The organism is Collinsella sp. TM05-38 (genome assembly GCF_003466445.1).
In the GTDB taxonomy this organism is placed as follows: domain Bacteria; phylum Actinomycetota; class Coriobacteriia; order Coriobacteriales; family Coriobacteriaceae; genus Collinsella.
In genome coordinates, this window is the sequence record NZ_QSPM01000016.1 from 1 (window position 1) to 18,159 (window position 18,159).

The window sequence follows — 18,159 nt, forward strand, 5'->3', positions numbered from 1 at the left end:
GCCTATGCCGGAATCTCTCCCACAGAAACCACCGAAGAGCCGAATTCTGGGTGTGGGCGAGCCTCTGATGTATGCTGTTACGCTGCCGCTCGTTCGCCCGTTTGTGACGGCCTGCCTGGGTGCCGGATTTGGTGGCGCGCTCGCGGCGCTGCTTCACATCGGCACGGTTTCTCAGGGCGTTTCCGGTCTGTTTGGCCTGCTGATCGTCGTTCCTGGCCAGCAGCTCGGCTACGTTGCCGCTATGCTGCTTGCCTATGCCGCCGGCTTTGTCCTGACGTGGTTCTTTGGCGTCGACGAGCAGAAGATCAACGAGTTCTTTGGCGAGTAGTTTGATATCGCGAGCCGTGTTGCTCAGAGCTCGCGGCGCGCGGCAGATTTCTTGATGCTATGGTTGTGCCGGCGGGGCTAACTGCTCCGCCGGCCTTTTTTAAAGGAGCGTTGAAGCGTGAAAACGGGTATTTCGATTTATCTTTCCAGCCCTCTGCAGGATATTGAGCGGACGATTGAGCGTGGTGCTGCGGCGGGTGCGCGCTATGCGTTTACCTCACTGCATATTCCCGAGGATGGGGGAGCGGCGTATGCCGATAAGGTCCGTCATGTGCTGTCGCTGCTTTCCGCCCGCGGCATTGCGCTCATTGCCGATGTGGGGCCGCGCACGTGCGATTTGCTCGGGCTTGAGCGCATCGAGGACCTGCGCGATCTGGGGTTGGAATACCTTCGTTTGGACTATGGCTTTAGCGCCCAGCGGGTCGCGGAGCTGTCCGGTGTATTTCGCATTGTGGTCAATGCATCGACGGTGAGTTCTGATGAAATCGCATCGTGGCGTGAGGCCGGTGCCGATGTGACTCGTTTTGCCGCCTGCCACAATTTTTACCCCAAGCCTTATACCGGCTTAGCTCTGGAGGACATTGCTCGGGTGAATCTTCGTCTTGCGGCGCTTGGATTCGAAATCATGGCTTTTGTGCCGGGTGATGCTAACGTTCGCGGGCCGGTATTCGAGGGGCTGCCGACGGTTGAGACGCAGCGCGGTCGCGCGTCAAAGGTTGCCCTCAACATGCTTGAGCTCGCACATGGCGCCGATTGCGACATTGTGTTGGTCGGCGACCCCGATCTTTCCGATGCGGGCTGGGCGCAGTTTGCTCAAGTTTCCGCCGGATACGTGGACTTGCAATGCGAGCTTGAGTCCAGTTATGCCTATGTACGTGGGCAGATTCATCACGACCGGCCCGATTCGAGCGTCCTCATCTTTAGGTCTCAGGAGTCGCGCACGACGCATAAGCCGGATTCCGTGCCGACAGATGCCGGAGCCGGCCTGCCGCGAAAGGCGGGGTCGATCGCTGTGAGCAATAGCGGCTATGGGCGCTACGAAGGCGAGCTTGAGATTGCTCGGGTCGATCTTCCCGGTGACGAGCGTATGAACGTTGCGGGCCATATCAAGCCCGAGGCAATGGAGCTGCTGCCGTTCATCAAACGCGGATTCGGGGTACGGTTCGTTTAGCGTGTAATCCGTGGGCTACAATTGGGCCATCGTGCGAAGGCGCCTCGTGTGGCGTGTGCCTGCGTTGGCCGATCTTTATTCGGAGGATTCTCATGACCGTACTATTTGTTGAATATCCCAAGTGCTCGACCTGTAAGAAGGCTAAGGCATGGCTGGACGAACACGGGGTAGAGTATATCGACCGCGATATCGTTTTGGACAATCCCACGGCTGATGAGCTTGCGACCTGGATTGCTCGTTCGGGGCTGCCGGTGCGGCGCTTCTTCAATTCGTCGGGCATGAAATATCGAGAGCTGGGCCTGAAGGCGCGTCTGGATGCGGGCATGACGGATCGGGAGTGCTACGAGCTGCTGGCGACCGACGGCATGCTGGTCAAGCGTCCGCTGCTGGTGGGCGACGACTTTGCGATCCCCGGCTTTAGGGAAGCGGCTTGGGCCGAGGCGTTGCTGTAGCGGCTGCGGAAAGTGCGACCCGTTTTGAGTGCTCAGGGCGGGACGTGTTTTCCATCGGCGGGCTCGCTCGGCTCAATCCTCGAGCTGTGCCCATTCGTGCGGATCGTAGACCTTTACGTGCTTGTTGGGCTTGCCGCTCCAGTACTCCTCGTCCATAAAGGGCAGATATGCCTGAACGCCGGGGCAGATAAAGGGAATCCGCTGCTGTTGCAGTCGCTCGCGCTGGCGCTGCTCCAGGTGCGCCTCGGATATGACGGTCGGCATACCGGACAGCTCGACGAGGCTTGCCTGGATTCGCTTAAGGTCGGGGAGTCCCGCGTGCCATGACATCCGCATGATCAAAAATGAGGCGCGGCGGTAGTTTGCCCGCATCACCGTGATGGCGGGGCGCAGTGTGGGATGGATCTTGTCCCGTTCGGGCCAAAGGTCAGCAGTGATCTCGAGGCCCAGGGTCTCCCATAGGTAATCAAGCTCTTCGTCCACGGCGCCTCGATATCTACGCGATCATTGATACTTCGATTGTGTTGCCTGGTGCTATCGTTTTCGCGGTAGAATCTGCCAACGGTTGACGGCTACCGCTTGCGGCGTTTTGCCCTTCGTGTGCAGCGGTCGGCTTCACAGGTCCTTCACGGGTTGGACTAAATTAGGCCAATTTGGCTGAATTTTAAAAAAGTCATAATTGGGGCTTGCGTCACGGCGGTACTTCCCGTATATTTCTTTCTTGCGCAAAGGCACAGCCGAGCGCAGCGATGCAATCATTGGGATGTCGTCTAATGGCAGGACAGCGGATTCTGGTTCCGTCAATGGGGGTTCGACTCCCTCCATCCCAGCCATTGCATTTGCTACATATGGCCCGTTCGTCTAGCGGTTTAGGACGCCGCCCTCTCAAGGCGGAGATCACCAGTTCGAATCTGGTACGGGCTACCAAAATTGAACGCCCGGGCCTCGTAAGAGACCCGGGTTTTGTGTATTGACCGATATTTAAGGCGCGCGTTGAGTCTGCCGCCCGGACCGAGGAGTTGTCATGGACCTGCCTATCAGCTTGGAAGACATCACGTATGCCGAGAACTATCTGGCGCAGGGCGACCTGGCTACGGCGACGCCGCTGCTGGAGCGTCTGGTTGAGCTCGCCGAGGAGTATATCGACGCTGAGTGCAAGACGGAGGAGAAGCGCCAGTACTTTAGCTTCGATAGTAAGTTTGAGCGTCTGGCCTATCGCCGCGTGGAGAAGGATCCGCGCGAGCTGGTGCAGGTCGAGGTTCCCTTTGACCGCCTGTACTCCGACATGGCGTTTGCCTACATCCGCCAGCAGGATTATGTGAGTGCTCGGAATGCCCTGATGCAGGCCGTGCGTTGGGATCCCATGAACTGCAACTATCGCTTGGACTTGGCCGAGCTGTTCCGTGCGCTCGAGGACAAGCAGGAGTGGGCATCGCTCTCGTTCTCGGTGCTGGAGCGCTCGAGCGACGGTAAGTGCGCCGCACGCGCCTACACCAACTTGGGTCAGTACTTCTTGGAGCCCGAGACCGAGAACATTTCGGCTGCCGTGGGCTGCGCGCGTCTGGCGCTGCGCCTGGCGCCCAATGATGCGCATACGACGCGCCTGCTCAATAAGATCCATACCACCTATCCTGATGCCGCCGATGAGAGCGACGACCACGTGATGGGTGAGCTCGCCCTGCAGGGCGTGCCGACCTCACCTTCGGCCGAGATCGCCATCTGCCTGATCATGTGTGCGACCGACGCTGCGAGCGACGGCGACAAGCAGGAGGCTACGCGCCTGACGGTCCGTGCCCGCGACCTGGTGGGCGAGGAGGCATGTGCGGCGATCATTAAGCTGGTGCGCGAAAGCGATGCCGAGCTCAACGCCGAGCGCAAGGCCAAACGCGAGGCCGCGAGCGGGAAAGCCGATGACGCCGAGGAGGCCGGCGATGCCCAGTAAGCGCGAGCGCAAGCTCATTTCCAAGAATCGCTCGGCGCATCACGAGTACTTTATCGACGAGACGTTCGAATGCGGCATTGAGTTGAGCGGTACCGAGGTCAAGTCGATTCGCGAGCGCGCCTGTCAGATTACCGATACTTTTGCGCTGATTCGCGGCGGCGAGTGCTGGCTGGTGGGTTTGCACATCCATCCCTATAGTCACGGTGGCGTGTGGAACCGTGATCCCGATCGCCGGCGCCGTCTGCTGCTGCATCGCAAGGAGATTGATTTTCTTGACGGCAAACTACGCAACCGCGGTTATGCACTGGTGCCGCTCGAGCTCTACTTTAATACCGATGGTCGCGTTAAGCTGCTGTTGGGCCTGGGCCGTGGCAAAAAGCTCTACGACAAACGCGAGGACATGGCCAAACGTGACGTTCAGCGCGAAATCGATCGCGCGCTTAAGGAGCGTAATCGCTAAGAGTTGATATCCGGTCGGGGAGGGATATTCATCCATCACTGTTGTCGTACTCCCGGTCTGCTCCTCGCAAGTTGCGGTGGAATAGTTCCTGTTTGTTGGGTATCCAGGCTTAAACAGGGACTTTTCACCGCAGCTGCGTGTGTCTCATTTTTCTTACCGTTCTGACACATATGTCTCATTGGGGGTATATACATCTGCAAGGCTCAATTCCGAGTTAGGGGAGTGGTCGTTTTGGATAAAACTGCGTTCTTTACGATGCCGTGCGGGCTGTATGTGGTGAGTGCCGCGGCAGATGGGTCGCGCGCCGGCTGCATTATCAACACCGCGGTGCAGGTGACGTCCACGCCGCCGCGCATTTCGGTTGCCGTGAACAAGGAAAATGTCACGTCTAGCGTTATCTCGTCTGCCAAGGCCTTTGCGCTGACCGTGATCGATCAGACGGCCGATATGCCCTACATTGGTAACTTTGGATTCCGTACCAGCAGCAACTATGACAAATTTGCCAAGTACGAGACGCGCGAGACCGCACTGGGCATGCCCTATGTTCCCGAGCATGCGGCAGCCTTGTTTAGCTGCCGTTTGATCGACACAGTGGATGTGGGCACGCATCTACTGTTTATCGGCGAGGTCGAGGATGCCGAGCGCCTGAGCGACGAGACGCCGCTCACCTACGATTACTACCATAAGGTCCTGAAGGGCAAGACGCCGCCCAAGGCGTCTTCGTACCAAGGGTAGAAATGCGGTAAAACTTCTTGCATTATATTATTAAGAATATATACTAATTAAGCAAAGTACATCAGCAGCCACGTTCGAGAGGAGAACATCATGGCCGAGGAAAAGAAGACGTACAAGTTCGTGTGCACCGTTTGCGGTTACGAGGTAGAGGTCGACACGCCCGAACTGCCCGAGGATTACGTGTGCCCGGTGTGTGGCGTCGGTCCCGATCAGTTTGAGCTCGTCGAGGAGTAGCTCGTAGACACACGACTTGCAGCAACATATAGCTCTGTCCAAGGGCCCCGGTCGGATATCCCGGCCGGGGCCCTTTTCCTCCGTCCCCAAGGGATCACGGCTGCTATAGCCGATCCTGTCTGTTGTGAGTCCGGCCGACCTTTTGTCTTAACCTGCAACATCTAACGGCTCAAAACGGGTCTTCCTGTTACAGAACGAGACAAACCAAAACCATCATTCTCAAAATCTCAATCTATAACATTTAGGCACGTAAACCCCCTCTACTTGTTACAGATCGAGACAAAAGGTTGGGGCTGAAGAAATATCTCGTTGTGTTAGACCGCTTTGGATACTGGGACTTTTCCTATAATCTTTCTTGCTTAGATAGCAGGCGAAAGCGAAGGAGCTCCTATGGTCACCAAGGATGATGCGTGTTGGATAATCGGCCTTTCCGCAGGTGCGGGCATTGGCGTATACCTTGATGGCGGCTGGGGCGTCGATGCGCTTGTCGGGCGTGAGACCAGGGCTCATAACGACATCGACCTGTTCGTTCAGCGCGGGGATTACCAAAGGTTCGTGGATCTAATTGCTGATGAGGGGTTTTCCGAGGTGGCTGCATCTTTCACCACCGAAGATCACACGGTGTGGCAAGACGAGGCGGGGCGCATCGTCGACCTGCATTGCTTCGATTTCGCCGAGAATGGCGATATTCTGTATCAGGGAGATCGTTTTCCCGGGGAGGTCTTTTCGGGGAGGGGGCGCATCGGCGAGGTGGAGGTGTCGTGCATCGACCCCGAAAGCCAGCTGTTGTTTCACTTGGGCTATCAGCATGACGAGCACGACGCCCACGATGTCATGCTCCTATGCCGTGAGTACGGTTTCGACGTTCCCGAAGAATATCGCTAGCTGTTGCTATTTGCATCGGGGCACGACTTCAGCGCTTGCCGCAGATGCGCTGCGCCAGACCGCCCTGGACATCACGCCACGCCGTATATGGCCCTCCGCGCACGCGAGTCCCATTTCGCCTGCTTGATCCAGTACTCGTAGAACGGATAGGGGGTCACCTTGTACTGGCGCCAGGTCTTCTCGTACGTGCCGCGGGCTGCCTGCCTCACTATGAGCTCGGCGAGCTCGTCCGCGCTCCTGCGGACCTTGAAGCACCATGTCCACTTGAACCAGGCGAGGTAGTTCTCGAGGCGTCTCGTGGAGACACCCCGGAACCTGCCGATGAAGTGCCTCATCTGGGAGTGGAGGCTGTTCACCCTGTTGATGGCGTGCTCCTCCCTCTTGCTGGCGATGTGCGCGCCGACGCCGAGGGCGGGCAGGACGCGGCGGTACACGTGCGCACGGTCCGTCGAGATTATCGCGCCGACCGCGAGCTTGTCGGCGAGCAGCTCCCTGGCTGCCGCCTCGTCGAGGCCGCCCCTCCCCGCGATCTCGTAGAAGATGTCGCCGGCGTCGTTGATGCCGGTGAGCACGCATATCTTCTCGTGCCCGTCGGTTCCCTGCGACCTTGTGCGGGGCTTCCTGGGCATGCCGGACTCCGACCTGGAGCGGTTTCCCTTGAAGCTCTCCCTGAAGAAGCACTCGTCGAGCTCGGCCCCGCCGCCGGCCTCCACGCGGAAGGCGGGCATGCGCTTGGCCATGGCCTCGAGCAGCCTGTGGCGCATGAAGAACGCCGTCTTGAGGCACACGCCGCACTTTTCCGCCGACTCGCGCAGCGGGAGCATGTCCACGTGGCACTCCGCGAACCTCATCCAGGCCGACCTGTCGAGCTTGGTGGTGGAGAAGATGCGCATGGTGGCGTCGGTGAAGGTCCTGGCGCACCCTCGGCAGAGGAACCGCTGACGGCCGCGCCCGTCTCGCCCCCTCTTCACGTAATGCGGGGAGCCGCACCAGGGGCAGGCTCTGTCGGGATCGTCTTCCGCCCCCTCGCTTGCCGCGAGTTCGAAAAGCTCCGCGTCTATCAGCGCCTTGAGCGATCTCAGGACCCTGCTCTTCTCGGCAGCCGTCATCTGCGGGAGGAACTGCCTCGTCAGCTGGGTGAGCACGTCTTCCATTGCAACCTCCATCTCTCCTGATGATGGAATTGTCGCAACCGGGGCCCCGTCGCGTGTACTGCGTGCAGGACACTTATCCAAAGTGGTCTAACACAACGAAATATCTCGATCTGTAACATCTGGGCGAGGAAATTGGGTCCACTTGTTACAGATCGAGACAAACTGAAACTATCTCTCAGAAAATCTCAATCTGTAACATCTAAGGGCTCCAAGCGGCCTCACTTGTTACAGATTGAGACGTTATATCTGGACAGTCACGCCATCCCATTACATCCCCGTTAGCAGCACGATGTCGAGAATCGTCACGATGACACCGATCCCTACGAGCAACGCGTTGAGCGGGCGCGAGTTGGCGTATTTGCCCATGACGCGGGGCGAGCTGGTGAGTCGTATGAGCACAAAGACCGTAATCGGCAGCTGAAGCGACAACAGTGCCTGACTCCAAATGAGACCCTCAAAAGGATTCGGGACGACCAGGCACGCCGCCACTGCGCCGACGAAACAGGCCGCCACTCCGATCGAGGAATGTCGGTCGTGGATGTCGTATTCCTCGTCGAATATGCCCGCGGTGATGGTGCCCGCCGCCATGCCCGCCGTCACGCTACTCGATATGCCCGCAAACAGCAGTGCCACCGCAAAGATGGTCGAGCTTGCCGGGCCCAGAATGGGGGAGAGCGTGGCCGCTGCGACGGCGAGGTCGTCTACGACAATGCCGTGCGCAAAGAAGGTCGTTGCGGCCAGGATGACCATGGCCGAGTTGATTGCCCAGCCCACACCCATCGAAAAGAGCGTGTCGAAGAGCTCGTAGCGCAGGCGTTCTTCGATAACCTGCTCGCCTTGGCCTTCGAAGTGCATGGATTGGATGACCTCGGAGTGCAGGAAGAGGTTGTGGGGCATAACGACCGCGCCTAGGACACTTACGATAATCGCGACTGAGCCGGTGGGCATACTGGGTGTAATCCAGCTTGTGGCGGCTTGCGGCCAGTCGACCTTGACCAGCGCAAGCTCGGCTAAAAACGAAAGTCCCACCACGCCCACGAAGGCGATGATCCAGCGTTCGGCGCGTTTGTAGGAGCTTGTCATGAGCATGACAATCGATGCCGCCGCCACGATGATGCAGCCGGCACGTACGGGCAGGCCAAAGAGCATTTGAAGTGCGATCGCACCGCCCAGGACTTCGGCCATGGCGGTGGCGACCGTGGCTAGATACGCGCTGCCGAGTATCGCACGCCCGACGAGGCGGGGCAGGTGGCGCGTCGTGGCCTCGGCAAGACACATGCCCGTGGCGATGCCCAAGTGAGCCGCGTTGTGTTGCAGCATGATGAGCATGATCGTGGACAGCGTGACGATCCACAGCAGCGCGTAGCCAAACTGCGAGCCGGCGGCCATATTGGAGGCCCAATTGCCCGGGTCGATAAAGCCGACGGTCACGAGCAGCCCGGGGCCGATATGCCGTGCGATGTCGAGTCCGCCGTGGCCGCCGGTGCGCGGGGAGCCAAAGTGATGTTTGAGCTGGTCGATCATGGTGCACTCCTGCGTGCCGTTTGTTTGACGCCACAAAGGATACCCGTTTTAGGCTCGAAAGTTAACCAAGACTAATAAAATTGCCGTATTTGAATAGGATGGTGAAAGGGGGCTGCCGAAATGTCTTGATCTGTAACAACTGGGGATGGAAATTGGGCCTAGGTGTTACAGATCGAGACAGGAAGAAATGGTCCTATGGAAAATCTCGTTCTGTAACAGCTGACCGCCAAAGCCGGCCCTTCGTGTTACAGATTGAGACATTCGGAATTGTCTCTCGAAAACATCTCAATCTGTAACAGTAAGCCGTCGAAATTGGGTCTTCCTGTTACAGATTGAGATGTTTGAAGCGGTGAGCTTACAGGCCGAACTTGGGGCCCTTGTTGTCGCCCTTGAGGTCGGCGGTGTCCACTCGTAGGGCGTGCGTTACGCGATTGTTTCGAAACGGGCGGGAAACACAGCGGGCCGGCGATGCTCCTAGTATGCCTATTCAACTGACTGTCTTATATCTAGGGGAGGATCGCGATGCAGGCAGATTCCGCTCAGCAACAGGGCCTTTATCGCCCCGAATTCGACCACGATGCATGTGGCATCGGCGCGCTTGCCGATATCAACGGCGAGCGCCATCACCAGATTCTGGACGACGCGCTGTCCATTTTGGTTAACTTGGAGCACCGCGGCGGCACGGGACTCGAGAAGAACACCGGCGACGGTGCCGGCATCCTGTTCCAGGTTCCGCATCACTTTTTTCGAAAAGAGGCTCAAAAGTGCGGCCAGATTCTGCCGACAGAGGGCGACTATGGCGTGGCCATGCTGTTCTTCCCGCAGGACGACAAGGGCGTAGAGGATGCCCGCCGCGTGTTTGAGGAGGGCTGCGCCGAGGCCGGCGTGCCGCTGCTCTTTTGGCGCGAGGTACCGGTCGACCCGCACGACCTGGGCGAGACGGCCCGCGCCTGCATGCCTACTATCTTGCAGGCCTTCCTGGGCCGTCCGGACGACACGCCCGCCGGCGATGCCTTCGAGCGCCGCCTGTACGTGTGCCGCCGTACCATCGAGAAGAAGGCCGACGCTGAGTTCGCTCTGCGTGACAAGATCTTCTACGTGTGCTCCATGAGCTCGCGCACCATCGTGTACAAGGGCATGCTGGTCGCCACGCAGATGCGCCGCTTCTTCATTGATCTTAACGACGCCGCCGTCAAGACGGCTGTGGCGCTCGTCCACTCGCGCTACTCCACCAACACCACGCCCAGCTGGGAGCGTGCGCACCCCAACCGTTTTATCATTCACAACGGCGAGATCAACACCCTTAAGGGCAACGTCAACTGGATTCGCGCCCGCGAGCCCAACCTGTACAGTCCCGTGCTGCAGCACGATCTTGAGCGCGTGATGCCCATCATCAACCGCGAGGGTTCCGACTCCGCGATTCTGGACAACGTTCTCGAGTTTTTGGTTATGAACGGTCGTCCGCTTACGCGTGCCGCATCCATGCTGCTGCCCGAGCCGTGGGACCACAACGATAGTCTGAGTGAGGAGCGTCGCGCCTACGACGCCTACCAGTCTATGCTCATGGAGCCTTGGGATGGTCCGGCGGCGATCGCCTTTACCGACGGCCGTACCCTGGGTGCCGCCCTCGACCGTAACGGCCTGCGCCCGGCTCGCTACTACGTGACGCGCGACGGCCGCTTTATGCTGGCGAGCGAGGTGGGCACCATCGAGGTGCGCCCCGAGAACATCCTGACGAGCGGCTGCCTGGGACCGGGTCAGATGCTCGAGGTCGACTTTGCCCGCGGCCGCGTGATCTACAACGACGAGCTGCGCGCCCGTTACGCCAAGGAAAAGCCCTACCGTGATTGGATTGCCGAGGAGACGCTGACCGTCGACGCGCTCGATGAACCCGTTGCGGCAACACCCGCCGAGGACGCCGAGGTGCCTGCCGCCGTGCGTATGGCCAAGCTTGGCTATCACTGGGATGATGTTGACGAGGTCGTGCGCCCTATGGCCCAGCAGGGCAAGGCCCCGCTCGCCTCGATGGGTATCGATGCACCGCTGGCCTGCCTGTCCAAGAAGACGCGTTCGTTCTTTGACTACTTCTATCAGCTATTCGCCCAGGTCACGAATCCGCCGATCGATGCCCTGCGCGAGCACATGGTCACCTCGACCACGCTCTACCTGGGCAACCACGGCAACCTGCTCGAGGACTCCCGCACGGCCTGCCAGCTGGTGCGCTTGGAGCGCCCGTTGCTCAACGAGGAGGAGTTCGAGCGCATCTGTGCCATCGACCGTGTGGGCTTTAAGACCCGCCGTTTCCGTGCCGTCTACCGCCGCGATGCCGGCGAGGGCGCGCTGCAGGCTGCGCTCAAGCAGCTTGCCGAGGACGTTGAGGCTGCGGTCCGCGACGGCGTGAACATCGTGGTGCTGAGCGATCGCGCCGGAGCGGGCGAGGTACCCGTGCCCTCGCTGCTTGCCGTGGGCTGTGTGCACAACCATCTGATCCGCGCCGGTGTGCGCACCTTTGCCGATATCGTGGTGGAGTGCGGCGACGCGGTGTCCCCGCACGACTTTGCGGCACTGGTGGGCTACTCCGCGAGCGGCATCTATCCGTATAACGCGCATGCGTGCATCCGCGATCTGGCTGCGCGCGGCGATCTGGACGTGACGGCCGAGCAGGGCATCGCCAATTACAACAAAGCTGCGACCGCCGGCATCGTCTCCATCATGTCCAAGATGGGCATCTCCACGGTGCAGAGCTATCATTCCGCGCAAATCTTCGAGGCCGTGGGCTTTACGCCGGAGTTCGTCAACGCGTACTTTGCCGGCACGGTGAGCCGTGTGGGCGGTATGGGTGTCGAGGACGTTGAGCGCGAGCAAAACGAGCGATACGACGCCGCGCTCGCTATCCTTAAGAGCCCGGCTCCCGATCAGCTGCCCACACTGGGCCTGACCAAGTGGCGCCCGCTCGGCGGCGAGGATCACCTGATCGACCCCCAGACTGTCTACCTGCTGCAGACTGCCTGTCGCGAGGACAGCTACGACACCTTTAAGGAGTACAGCGCCCGCCTGCACCGCACCGGTCGTGCCGTGCGTCTGCGCGACCTGCTGGACTTTAATGCCAGCGGCCGCACTTCGGTGCCACTCGACGAGGTCGAGCCCGCGCTCAACATCGTCCGCCGCTTTAACACCGGCGCCATGTCGTACGGCTCCATCAGCAAAGAGGCGCACGAGTGCATGGCCATCGCCATGAATCGCCTGCATGGACGTTCCAACTCGGGTGAGGGCGGCGAGGACCCGCGTCGCGAGACCCCGCTGGCCAACGGCGACTCCAAGAACTCCGCCATCAAGCAGGTGGCAAGCGCGCGCTTTGGCGTGACGAGCCGTTACCTGTGCAGCGCCTTCGAGATTCAGATCAAGATGGCCCAGGGCGCAAAGCCCGGCGAGGGTGGCCACCTGCCCGGTAAGAAGGTCTACCCCTGGATCGCCGAGGTCCGTCAGTCCACGCCCGGCATCGGCCTGATCTCGCCTCCGCCACACCACGATATTTATTCCATCGAGGATCTGGCAGAGCTGATCTTTGACCTTAAGAACGCCAACCCCGGCGCGCGCGTGTCGGTCAAGCTGGTCAGCGAGGCCGGCGTCGGTACCATCGCCACCGGTGTGGCCAAGGGTGCTGCCGACAAGATCTTGATCAGCGGCCACAATGGCGGCTCGGGTGCCGCTGCGCGCGACTCTATCTGGCATGCGGGTCTGCCGCTGGAGCTCGGCCTTGCCGAGGCCCAGCAGACGCTGCTGCAAAACGGCCTGCGCTCGCGCGTGGTGCTCGAGGCCGACGGCAAACTCATGGACGGCACCGATGTCGCCGTCGCCTGCTTGCTGGGTGCCGAGGAGTTTGGTTTTGCGACCATGCCGCTCATCTCGATGGGCTGCCTCATGCAGCGCGACTGCCAGCAGGATACCTGCCCGGCCGGCATCGCCACGCAAAACTGCCGCCTGCGTCGTGGCTTCCGCGGCAAGCCCGAGCACGTCGAGCACTTTATGCTCTTTGTTGCCGAGCAGCTGCGCGAGGTCATGGCGAGCCTGGGCTTCCGCACCGTCGACGAGATGGTCGGCCATCCCGAGTGCCTGCGCCAGATCGAGGTCCCGGGCAACCGCAAGGCCAACCTGCTCGATCTGTCGCCCGTGCTGGCGAGCGCGACCTGCGAGTTCGGTGCCCACATTCCGGGTGCCGACGGTCGTCACTTCCTGCCGCAGATGGCTGCCGACAGTGAGCTCGACAAGACGCTCGACTCCACGCTGTTTGTGCCCTACACGTCCGATGCTCGTGCGCACCTGCGTCCGATTCGCTTCCGCGCCGATATCGCAAACGTCAACCGCTGCGTTGGCACCATTCTGGGCAACGCGGTGACCAAGGCGCATCCCGAGGGCCTGCCCGCCGGCTCCATCACCATCGATTGCGATGGATCGGCTGGTCAGAGCTTTGGCGCGTTCCTGCCGCGCGGCATTACGCTCAACGTGTGCGGTGACGCCAATGACTACTTTGGCAAGGGCCTTTCGGGCGGCGAGGTGTCGGTGCGCCCCAACCCGCATGCGACCTTCAAGTTCGACGAGAACATCATCGTGGGCAACGTTGCGTTCTTTGGCGCTACGAGCGGCCGCGGCTTCATTAACGGTCTGGCCGGCCAGCGCTTTGGCGTGCGCAACTCCGGTGCTACCGTGGTGGTCGAGGGCTGCGGCAACCACGGCTGCGAGTACATGACGGGCGGCCTGGCGCTCATCCTGGGCGAGGTCGGGCAGAACTTCGCCGCCGGCATGACAGGTGGCGTGGCCTATGTCTTTGACCAGTACGGCACGCTCGATGCCCGTGTGAACCACGAGAGCGTTGAGCTCAAGGCCCCGACGGCCGACGAACTGGCGCAGATTCGTGCGCTCATCCAGGAGCACGTGGACGCGACGCAGAGCCCGCGCGGTATTAAGCTGCTCTACAGCTTTGAGACGATGAGCAAGCACTTTGTGAAGGTCATCCCGACCGAGTACGAGCGCGTGCTGGCGATTGTCGCCGCCGCCGAGGCCGTCGGCAAGACGCATGCGCAGGGCGAGGAGTTGGCGTTTGACATCGTGACCGGTCGCGCGAGTGCCGCGGATGCTGCTCGCTTCGATGCTGTGGGCGGTGCTGCGGGCGCTGCGTCCGTGGCTGCCAGCTCTGTTGCTTCGACCAAGAAGGAGGCGTAAGTGCCATGGGTAAGCCCGGTGCTTTTCTTGATATCGATCGCGTGACCCACGAGCTTCGCCCCGTGGAGGAGCGCAGCCATGATTTTGATCCGCTGTACGTGGAGCTCGACGACGATGCGCGTCGCGCCCAAGCGAGCCGCTGCATGATGTGCGGTGTGGCGTTTTGCCAGATGGGCGCGAGCTTTGGCAAGGCACGCCCGAGCGGCTGCCCGCTGCATAACCTGATTCCCGAGTGGAACGAGCTGGTGTACCGCGGCCGCTGGGACGAGGCGGCCGAGCGCCTGTCGCTCACCTCGCCCATGCCCGAGTTTACGAGCCGCGTGTGTCCGGCGCTGTGCGAGGCCGCGTGCAACCTGGGTTCGGTCGACGGCCAGCCCACGACGATTCACGATAACGAGCGCGCGATTAGCGACCATGAGTGGGCCAACGGCGGTCCGCGCCGCTTTGAGCCGGCGGGGGAGGATGCGCCCACGGTCGCGGTGGTTGGTTCTGGACCGGCTGGTCTGGTGGCTGCATGGGAGCTTGCGCGTCGCGGCGCCCGTGTGACGGTGTTTGAGCGCGATGACCGCCCGGGCGGTCTGCTTATGTATGGCATTCCCAACATGAAGCTCGAGAAGTCCGTGGTCGAGCGTCGCGTGGCGCTCATGCGTGAGTTGGGCATTGTGTTTGAGCTGAGCGCCGATGTGACGGACCCTGCGGTGGCAGCCAAGCTCGATGGCTTTGACGCTGTCGTGGTGGCTGCTGGTGCCCGTGCCCCGCGCGGGCTTTCGGCTGCGAACATCGAAGCGCCCGGCGTGGTGTATGCCGTGGACTACCTGACGGCTTCGACCGTCTCGCTGCTCGATGGTGGCGAGCTCGCGGTGGACGCTCGCGGCCTGGACGTCGTGGTCATTGGCGGCGGCGATACCGGCAACGACTGCGTGGGTACCGCCGTGCGCCAGGGTGCGCGCAGTGTGCGCCAGTTTGAGTTTTTGCCGGCCGCGCCCGATAAGCGCGCGGCGAGCAACCCCTGGCCGCAGTGGCCCAACGTTAAGAAGACCGACTACGGCCAGCAGGAGGCTATCGCTGCGATGGGTGGCGAGATGCGTGCCTGGGGCGTGGATACGCTCGAGGTGCTGCTGGACAAGAAGGGTGCGGCTGCGGGCCTGCGCGTGGTCGATCTGGATTGGTCGGCGGGAAAGCCCGAGCACATCGCGGGCTCCGAGCACGAGGTGCCGGCGCAGCTGGTGCTCATCGCCTGCGGCTTTACGGGTCCGGAGCACAGCGTGTTCGAAGCTGTCGGCGTGCCTGTTGCCACGGCCGGGCGACCTCTGCCCGTAATGGCTGCCGAGGGTTCGCATCGTGCAGCTCGCGTGGATGGCGTTGCTGCGGATGCCGCGCCGGTGTTTGTTGCCGGCGACGCCCGCAACGGCAGCTCGCTCGTGGTGAACGCCATGGCCGACGCCCTGGCCTGTGCTACCGAAGTCGCAGACGCGCTGGAGCTGTAAGGTAGTCGCCCACAATCGAATCAACAAGGGCTGTCCCCAACTGCCGGCACAAAAGGAACGTCCCTAAGTGCCAGCAGTTGGGGACGTTCCTTTTCTGTCGGCATTCGGGGACACTCCTTGCGGATTTGCGAGCGACTTGCTCGTTTGTCGACGTACGGGTGTTCATTTGTCGACTTTTTGGGCTGTGGTCACCTGTTGTTTCTGTGGTGGCTGCGGGCATCTGGCTCAAAAGGGCGGGTTGGCTGTCTATGTCTACCTGCGGTTTCTTTGCGGTGCGCTCATTCGGTCAAGCTTTTCGTCAAGTGTTTGGTCAGCATCTGGTTTGCAGCCGGAGGCCTATTTTGCCCGCGCTTGCCTCGGTTGCTCGCCCTCCTCGTAAGCTCAAATTGAGGTCCATCAGTTTGAGGAGGATGCCATGACTGACCAAGTTTTTGACCGAGCAGAGCTGGCCGAAGCCGTCGGCAACGATATTGCCGACATGGCTCACTTTTGGATGCTGCGGAAGTTCCAGTTTTTGGAGTCGGCGCGCGAACAGTTCGAGATCATTGTCGATCCGTGGCTCAGCTATTGCACCGAACCTTCTCAAAACGAAATCATGGCCTACAACATGGCGTTTACCGATTGGCTGCTGTTTGAGCGCCCCTATCGCCATGGCAAGACGCTGCTCGAGCTATATGTGGATGAGCCGCCAGCATCCATTTTGCCAGCCTCGCTCAAGCGGCTCGAGCAGGTGCGCGGCACGCAGTACTTCTCTCGCTTTGGCATTTTGGACAAGGATCCTGCGTCCGGCATGGTCGCGCTGAAGGACACACGCACCGATCATCGCTTTGATGTCTACGATCCCCATATCGTGCAAAAGGAGCATTGGAATGACGGCGCGATCGCGGTGCGCATCGCGTGCGTTGACGATGTCTGGCTTGCGGTGGGACAGCTCTACCTATATGACATCGCGCGCCTGAACGACACGGCGGTCGACGGGCCGGGTGCGGTGCATCCCGAGGATCTGCAGGACGGCTTTGACACCTCATGCATCAGCTTCTTCTTGCGTCTGGTCCGCGACGTCATGGGCGCCCAGGGGCGGTACGTAAAGTCCCTCAACATCTACGAGCAAGAGTGGGAGTAGGGGATGGGCAGCTGTCGCCTGCCTTGCTCTCTGTCTTTATGTCTCGATCAGTAACGTTTAGGGACAAAAAACCGGTCTACCTGTTACAGATCGAGACGAATGCTTGGGCGCTGCTGATTTGTCTAAATCTGTAACGTTTAGGGGCCTGGAGAACGTCTACCTGTTACAGATCGAGACGTTTGGCACCTGGTTGGGGGAATGTCTCAATCTGTAACATCTACAGGCTGAAAGTCGACCTTACTGTTACAGATTGAGACAAAGGCTGGAAGCGGTGCCGAAAGATCTAAATCTGTAACAACTAGAGGCTCAAAGACTGTCTTCCTGTTACAGATCAAGACATTTGTCAGCGGAGGCAACGGTGACGATGGTCCATTTGTCTGACGTGGTGGTGATGGAAGTGTCTAATACCGTTTTCAAACACAAGCATACGACTCGCAACACGTTGGCACGGAACAGGATGCTCGCGCGGCTCACGGAGGCGACCGAGCAAGGTGCACTGCTCGCAACGCATGACAATGCCGAGCTCATGTGGCTGCGACGCCATGTTGGAACCGACGATATCGCGGAACCCGAGTCGTATCTGTTCTGTTTTCAACATGATTGGGATACGTTGACACCGGCGGAGCGAGCGCTGCGTACCATCAAAGGGCTTGCGAAGTTTCATCCAGATTGGGCGTTTTGGGGTTATGACGCGGCACTTTTGTGGGGTTTGGAGGTGCCGAATGATCTGCTCGGGCCGCGTTTTCTTGTTAAGACGGGTTGTTCAGTGACGTTGAGTACGGGATATAGGCTGCTGCGTCCGCAGGCGGCGGGTGCGCTTGAACAAGTTGACGGCGTGCGAGTGACGCCGTTTTGGCGAACGGTGGAGGATTGTCTGCTGCGCGCGCCGTTTTCGTATGGTCTGGCAATCGCCGATTCCGCATTGCGGGCGAAGGGCATGTCGCGCGACGACCTGTGCGAACGGCTTCAGGCCGATTGCGAGGGCAGGCGCGGGTATCGCAGAGCTCGGGTGATTGCGTCGCATGCAGACGGCCTGTCCGAAAACGGTGGCGAGTCTCGGTTCCGAGCGTTCTTTATTGCATACGGCTTTTCGGTTCCGGAGCTGCAGATGGAGTTTCGCGACCCGCTCGATCCGAGCCAGGTGTTTCGGGTTGATTATTTCTGGAAGCTCGAGGACGGGACATGTGTCATCGGCGAGCTCGACGGGAAGGGAAAGTATACCCTGCAGGATGGTGGGGATCGGGAGTCGGTCGACCCATTCGTGGCAGAACGTCAGCGAGAGTCTCATCTGACGATGCTCGGGCACAAGGTGCTTCGGTTTACGTTTGATGAACTCAAGAACCCGGGGAAACTGGCTGAAAAGATGAGACTGGCGGGAATTCAACAGCGGGCAGATCTGGCTGAGGAATGGAGACGCCAGTGGTATGGGTGCTAAGGGGTGCAAC

General features: G+C 60.3%; 15 protein-coding genes and 2 tRNA genes. 14 read left to right on the top strand and 3 right to left on the bottom strand.

Annotation, left to right across the window (positions count from 1 at the left end; all coding sequences use genetic code 11):
* Window positions 1-67 precede the first annotated feature (67 nt).
* The 3 genes from DXD49_RS08570 (at window position 68) to DXD49_RS08580 (ending at window position 1,950) form a co-directional block, all read left to right on the top strand.
* Window positions 68-328 carry a hypothetical protein gene (locus DXD49_RS08570; RefSeq protein WP_233541782.1) on the top strand — a complete coding sequence of 87 codons (261 nt, stop codon included), beginning with the start codon at window positions 68-70 and terminating at the stop codon, window positions 326-328.
* Window positions 329-445: 117 nt separating this feature from the next.
* Window positions 446-1,498 (top strand): MupG family TIM beta-alpha barrel fold protein, encoded by a 1,053-nt coding sequence (locus DXD49_RS08575; RefSeq protein ID WP_117794739.1) that lies wholly within the window; start codon window positions 446-448, stop codon window positions 1,496-1,498.
* A 92-nt stretch (window positions 1,499-1,590) separates the two neighbouring features.
* The gene (locus DXD49_RS08580) at window positions 1,591-1,950 is read left to right on the top strand and encodes an arsenate reductase family protein (RefSeq protein WP_006235321.1); all 360 of its coding nucleotides are present in this window, start codon (window positions 1,591-1,593) and stop codon (window positions 1,948-1,950) included.
* Between the two features lie 72 nt (window positions 1,951-2,022).
* Here the strand turns inward: DXD49_RS08580 and DXD49_RS08585 are convergent, their stop codons facing one another.
* On the bottom strand, window positions 2,023-2,433 hold the full coding sequence (locus DXD49_RS08585; RefSeq protein ID WP_117794740.1) for a hypothetical protein: 411 nt from the start codon (window positions 2,431-2,433) through the stop codon (window positions 2,023-2,025).
* A gap of 276 nt (window positions 2,434-2,709) precedes the next feature.
* Here DXD49_RS08585 and DXD49_RS08590 point away from each other — a divergent pair.
* The 7 genes from DXD49_RS08590 (at window position 2,710) to DXD49_RS08620 (ending at window position 6,206) form a co-directional block, all read left to right on the top strand.
* Window positions 2,710-2,783, top strand: a tRNA-Gln gene (locus tag DXD49_RS08590).
* A 17-nt stretch (window positions 2,784-2,800) separates the two neighbouring features.
* Window positions 2,801-2,877, top strand: a tRNA-Glu gene (locus DXD49_RS08595).
* Between the two features lie 97 nt (window positions 2,878-2,974).
* On the top strand, window positions 2,975-3,892 hold the full coding sequence (locus DXD49_RS08600) for a hypothetical protein (RefSeq protein ID WP_117794741.1): 918 nt from the start codon (window positions 2,975-2,977) through the stop codon (window positions 3,890-3,892).
* Window positions 3,882-4,352, top strand: coding sequence for an SsrA-binding protein SmpB (gene smpB, locus DXD49_RS08605; protein WP_006235325.1), 471 nt, complete (start codon window positions 3,882-3,884; stop codon window positions 4,350-4,352). Before DXD49_RS08600 ends, smpB begins: the two co-directional genes overlap by 11 nt.
* 231 nt (window positions 4,353-4,583) lie before the next feature.
* Window positions 4,584-5,087, top strand: a complete 504-nt coding sequence (locus DXD49_RS08610) for a flavin reductase family protein (protein WP_117743517.1) — start codon at window positions 4,584-4,586, stop codon at window positions 5,085-5,087.
* Window positions 5,088-5,177: 90 nt separating this feature from the next.
* On the top strand, window positions 5,178-5,321 hold the full coding sequence (locus DXD49_RS08615) for a rubredoxin-like domain-containing protein (protein WP_035137395.1): 144 nt from the start codon (window positions 5,178-5,180) through the stop codon (window positions 5,319-5,321).
* 390 nt (window positions 5,322-5,711) lie between these two features.
* Window positions 5,712-6,206, top strand: coding sequence for a nucleotidyltransferase domain-containing protein (locus DXD49_RS08620; protein WP_117635919.1), 495 nt, complete (start codon window positions 5,712-5,714; stop codon window positions 6,204-6,206).
* A gap of 71 nt (window positions 6,207-6,277) precedes the next feature.
* Here the strand turns inward: DXD49_RS08620 and DXD49_RS08625 are convergent, their stop codons facing one another.
* Both DXD49_RS08625 and DXD49_RS08630 read right to left on the bottom strand, forming a co-directional pair.
* Window positions 6,278-7,360 carry an IS1595 family transposase gene (locus DXD49_RS08625; protein ID WP_158553197.1) on the bottom strand — a complete coding sequence of 361 codons (1,083 nt, stop codon included), beginning with the start codon at window positions 7,358-7,360 and terminating at the stop codon, window positions 6,278-6,280.
* Between the two features lie 267 nt (window positions 7,361-7,627).
* Window positions 7,628-8,884, bottom strand: coding sequence for an Nramp family divalent metal transporter (locus DXD49_RS08630; protein WP_117743043.1), 1,257 nt, complete (start codon window positions 8,882-8,884; stop codon window positions 7,628-7,630).
* A 522-nt stretch (window positions 8,885-9,406) separates the two neighbouring features.
* Between DXD49_RS08630 and gltB the strand changes: the two genes are divergently transcribed.
* The 4 genes from gltB (at window position 9,407) to DXD49_RS08650 (ending at window position 18,149) form a co-directional block, all read left to right on the top strand.
* Complete coding sequence (gene gltB, locus DXD49_RS08635) at window positions 9,407-14,104, top strand: glutamate synthase large subunit (RefSeq protein ID WP_117794742.1); 4,698 nt, start codon at window positions 9,407-9,409, stop codon at window positions 14,102-14,104.
* 5 nt (window positions 14,105-14,109) lie between these two features.
* Entirely contained in the window at window positions 14,110-15,591 is a 1,482-nt protein-coding gene (locus DXD49_RS08640) for a glutamate synthase subunit beta (protein ID WP_117794743.1), read from the top strand.
* 415 nt (window positions 15,592-16,006) lie between these two features.
* Window positions 16,007-16,714 (top strand): hypothetical protein, encoded by a 708-nt coding sequence (locus tag DXD49_RS08645; RefSeq protein ID WP_117794744.1) that lies wholly within the window; start codon window positions 16,007-16,009, stop codon window positions 16,712-16,714.
* A 358-nt stretch (window positions 16,715-17,072) separates the two neighbouring features.
* On the top strand, window positions 17,073-18,149 hold the full coding sequence (locus DXD49_RS08650; protein ID WP_147347844.1) for a hypothetical protein: 1,077 nt from the start codon (window positions 17,073-17,075) through the stop codon (window positions 18,147-18,149).
* Window positions 18,150-18,159 lie beyond the last annotated feature (10 nt).

Coding starts and splice junctions, on each gene's coding strand:
- DXD49_RS08570 (WP_233541782.1), top strand. CDS start 68: ATGTATGCTGTTACGCTGCCGCTCGTTCGCCCGTTTGTGACGGCCTGC.
- DXD49_RS08580 (WP_006235321.1), top strand. CDS start 1,591: ATGACCGTACTATTTGTTGAATATCCCAAGTGCTCGACCTGTAAGAAG.
- DXD49_RS08600 (WP_117794741.1), top strand. CDS start 2,975: ATGGACCTGCCTATCAGCTTGGAAGACATCACGTATGCCGAGAACTAT.
- smpB (WP_006235325.1), top strand. CDS start 3,882: ATGCCCAGTAAGCGCGAGCGCAAGCTCATTTCCAAGAATCGCTCGGCG.
- DXD49_RS08615 (WP_035137395.1), top strand. CDS start 5,178: ATGGCCGAGGAAAAGAAGACGTACAAGTTCGTGTGCACCGTTTGCGGT.
- DXD49_RS08620 (WP_117635919.1), top strand. CDS start 5,712: ATGGTCACCAAGGATGATGCGTGTTGGATAATCGGCCTTTCCGCAGGT.
- DXD49_RS08625 (WP_158553197.1), bottom strand. CDS start 7,360: ATGGAAGACGTGCTCACCCAGCTGACGAGGCAGTTCCTCCCGCAGATG.
- DXD49_RS08630 (WP_117743043.1), bottom strand. CDS start 8,884: ATGATCGACCAGCTCAAACATCACTTTGGCTCCCCGCGCACCGGCGGC.
- gltB (WP_117794742.1), top strand. CDS start 9,407: ATGCAGGCAGATTCCGCTCAGCAACAGGGCCTTTATCGCCCCGAATTC.
- DXD49_RS08640 (WP_117794743.1), top strand. CDS start 14,110: ATGGGTAAGCCCGGTGCTTTTCTTGATATCGATCGCGTGACCCACGAG.
- DXD49_RS08645 (WP_117794744.1), top strand. CDS start 16,007: ATGACTGACCAAGTTTTTGACCGAGCAGAGCTGGCCGAAGCCGTCGGC.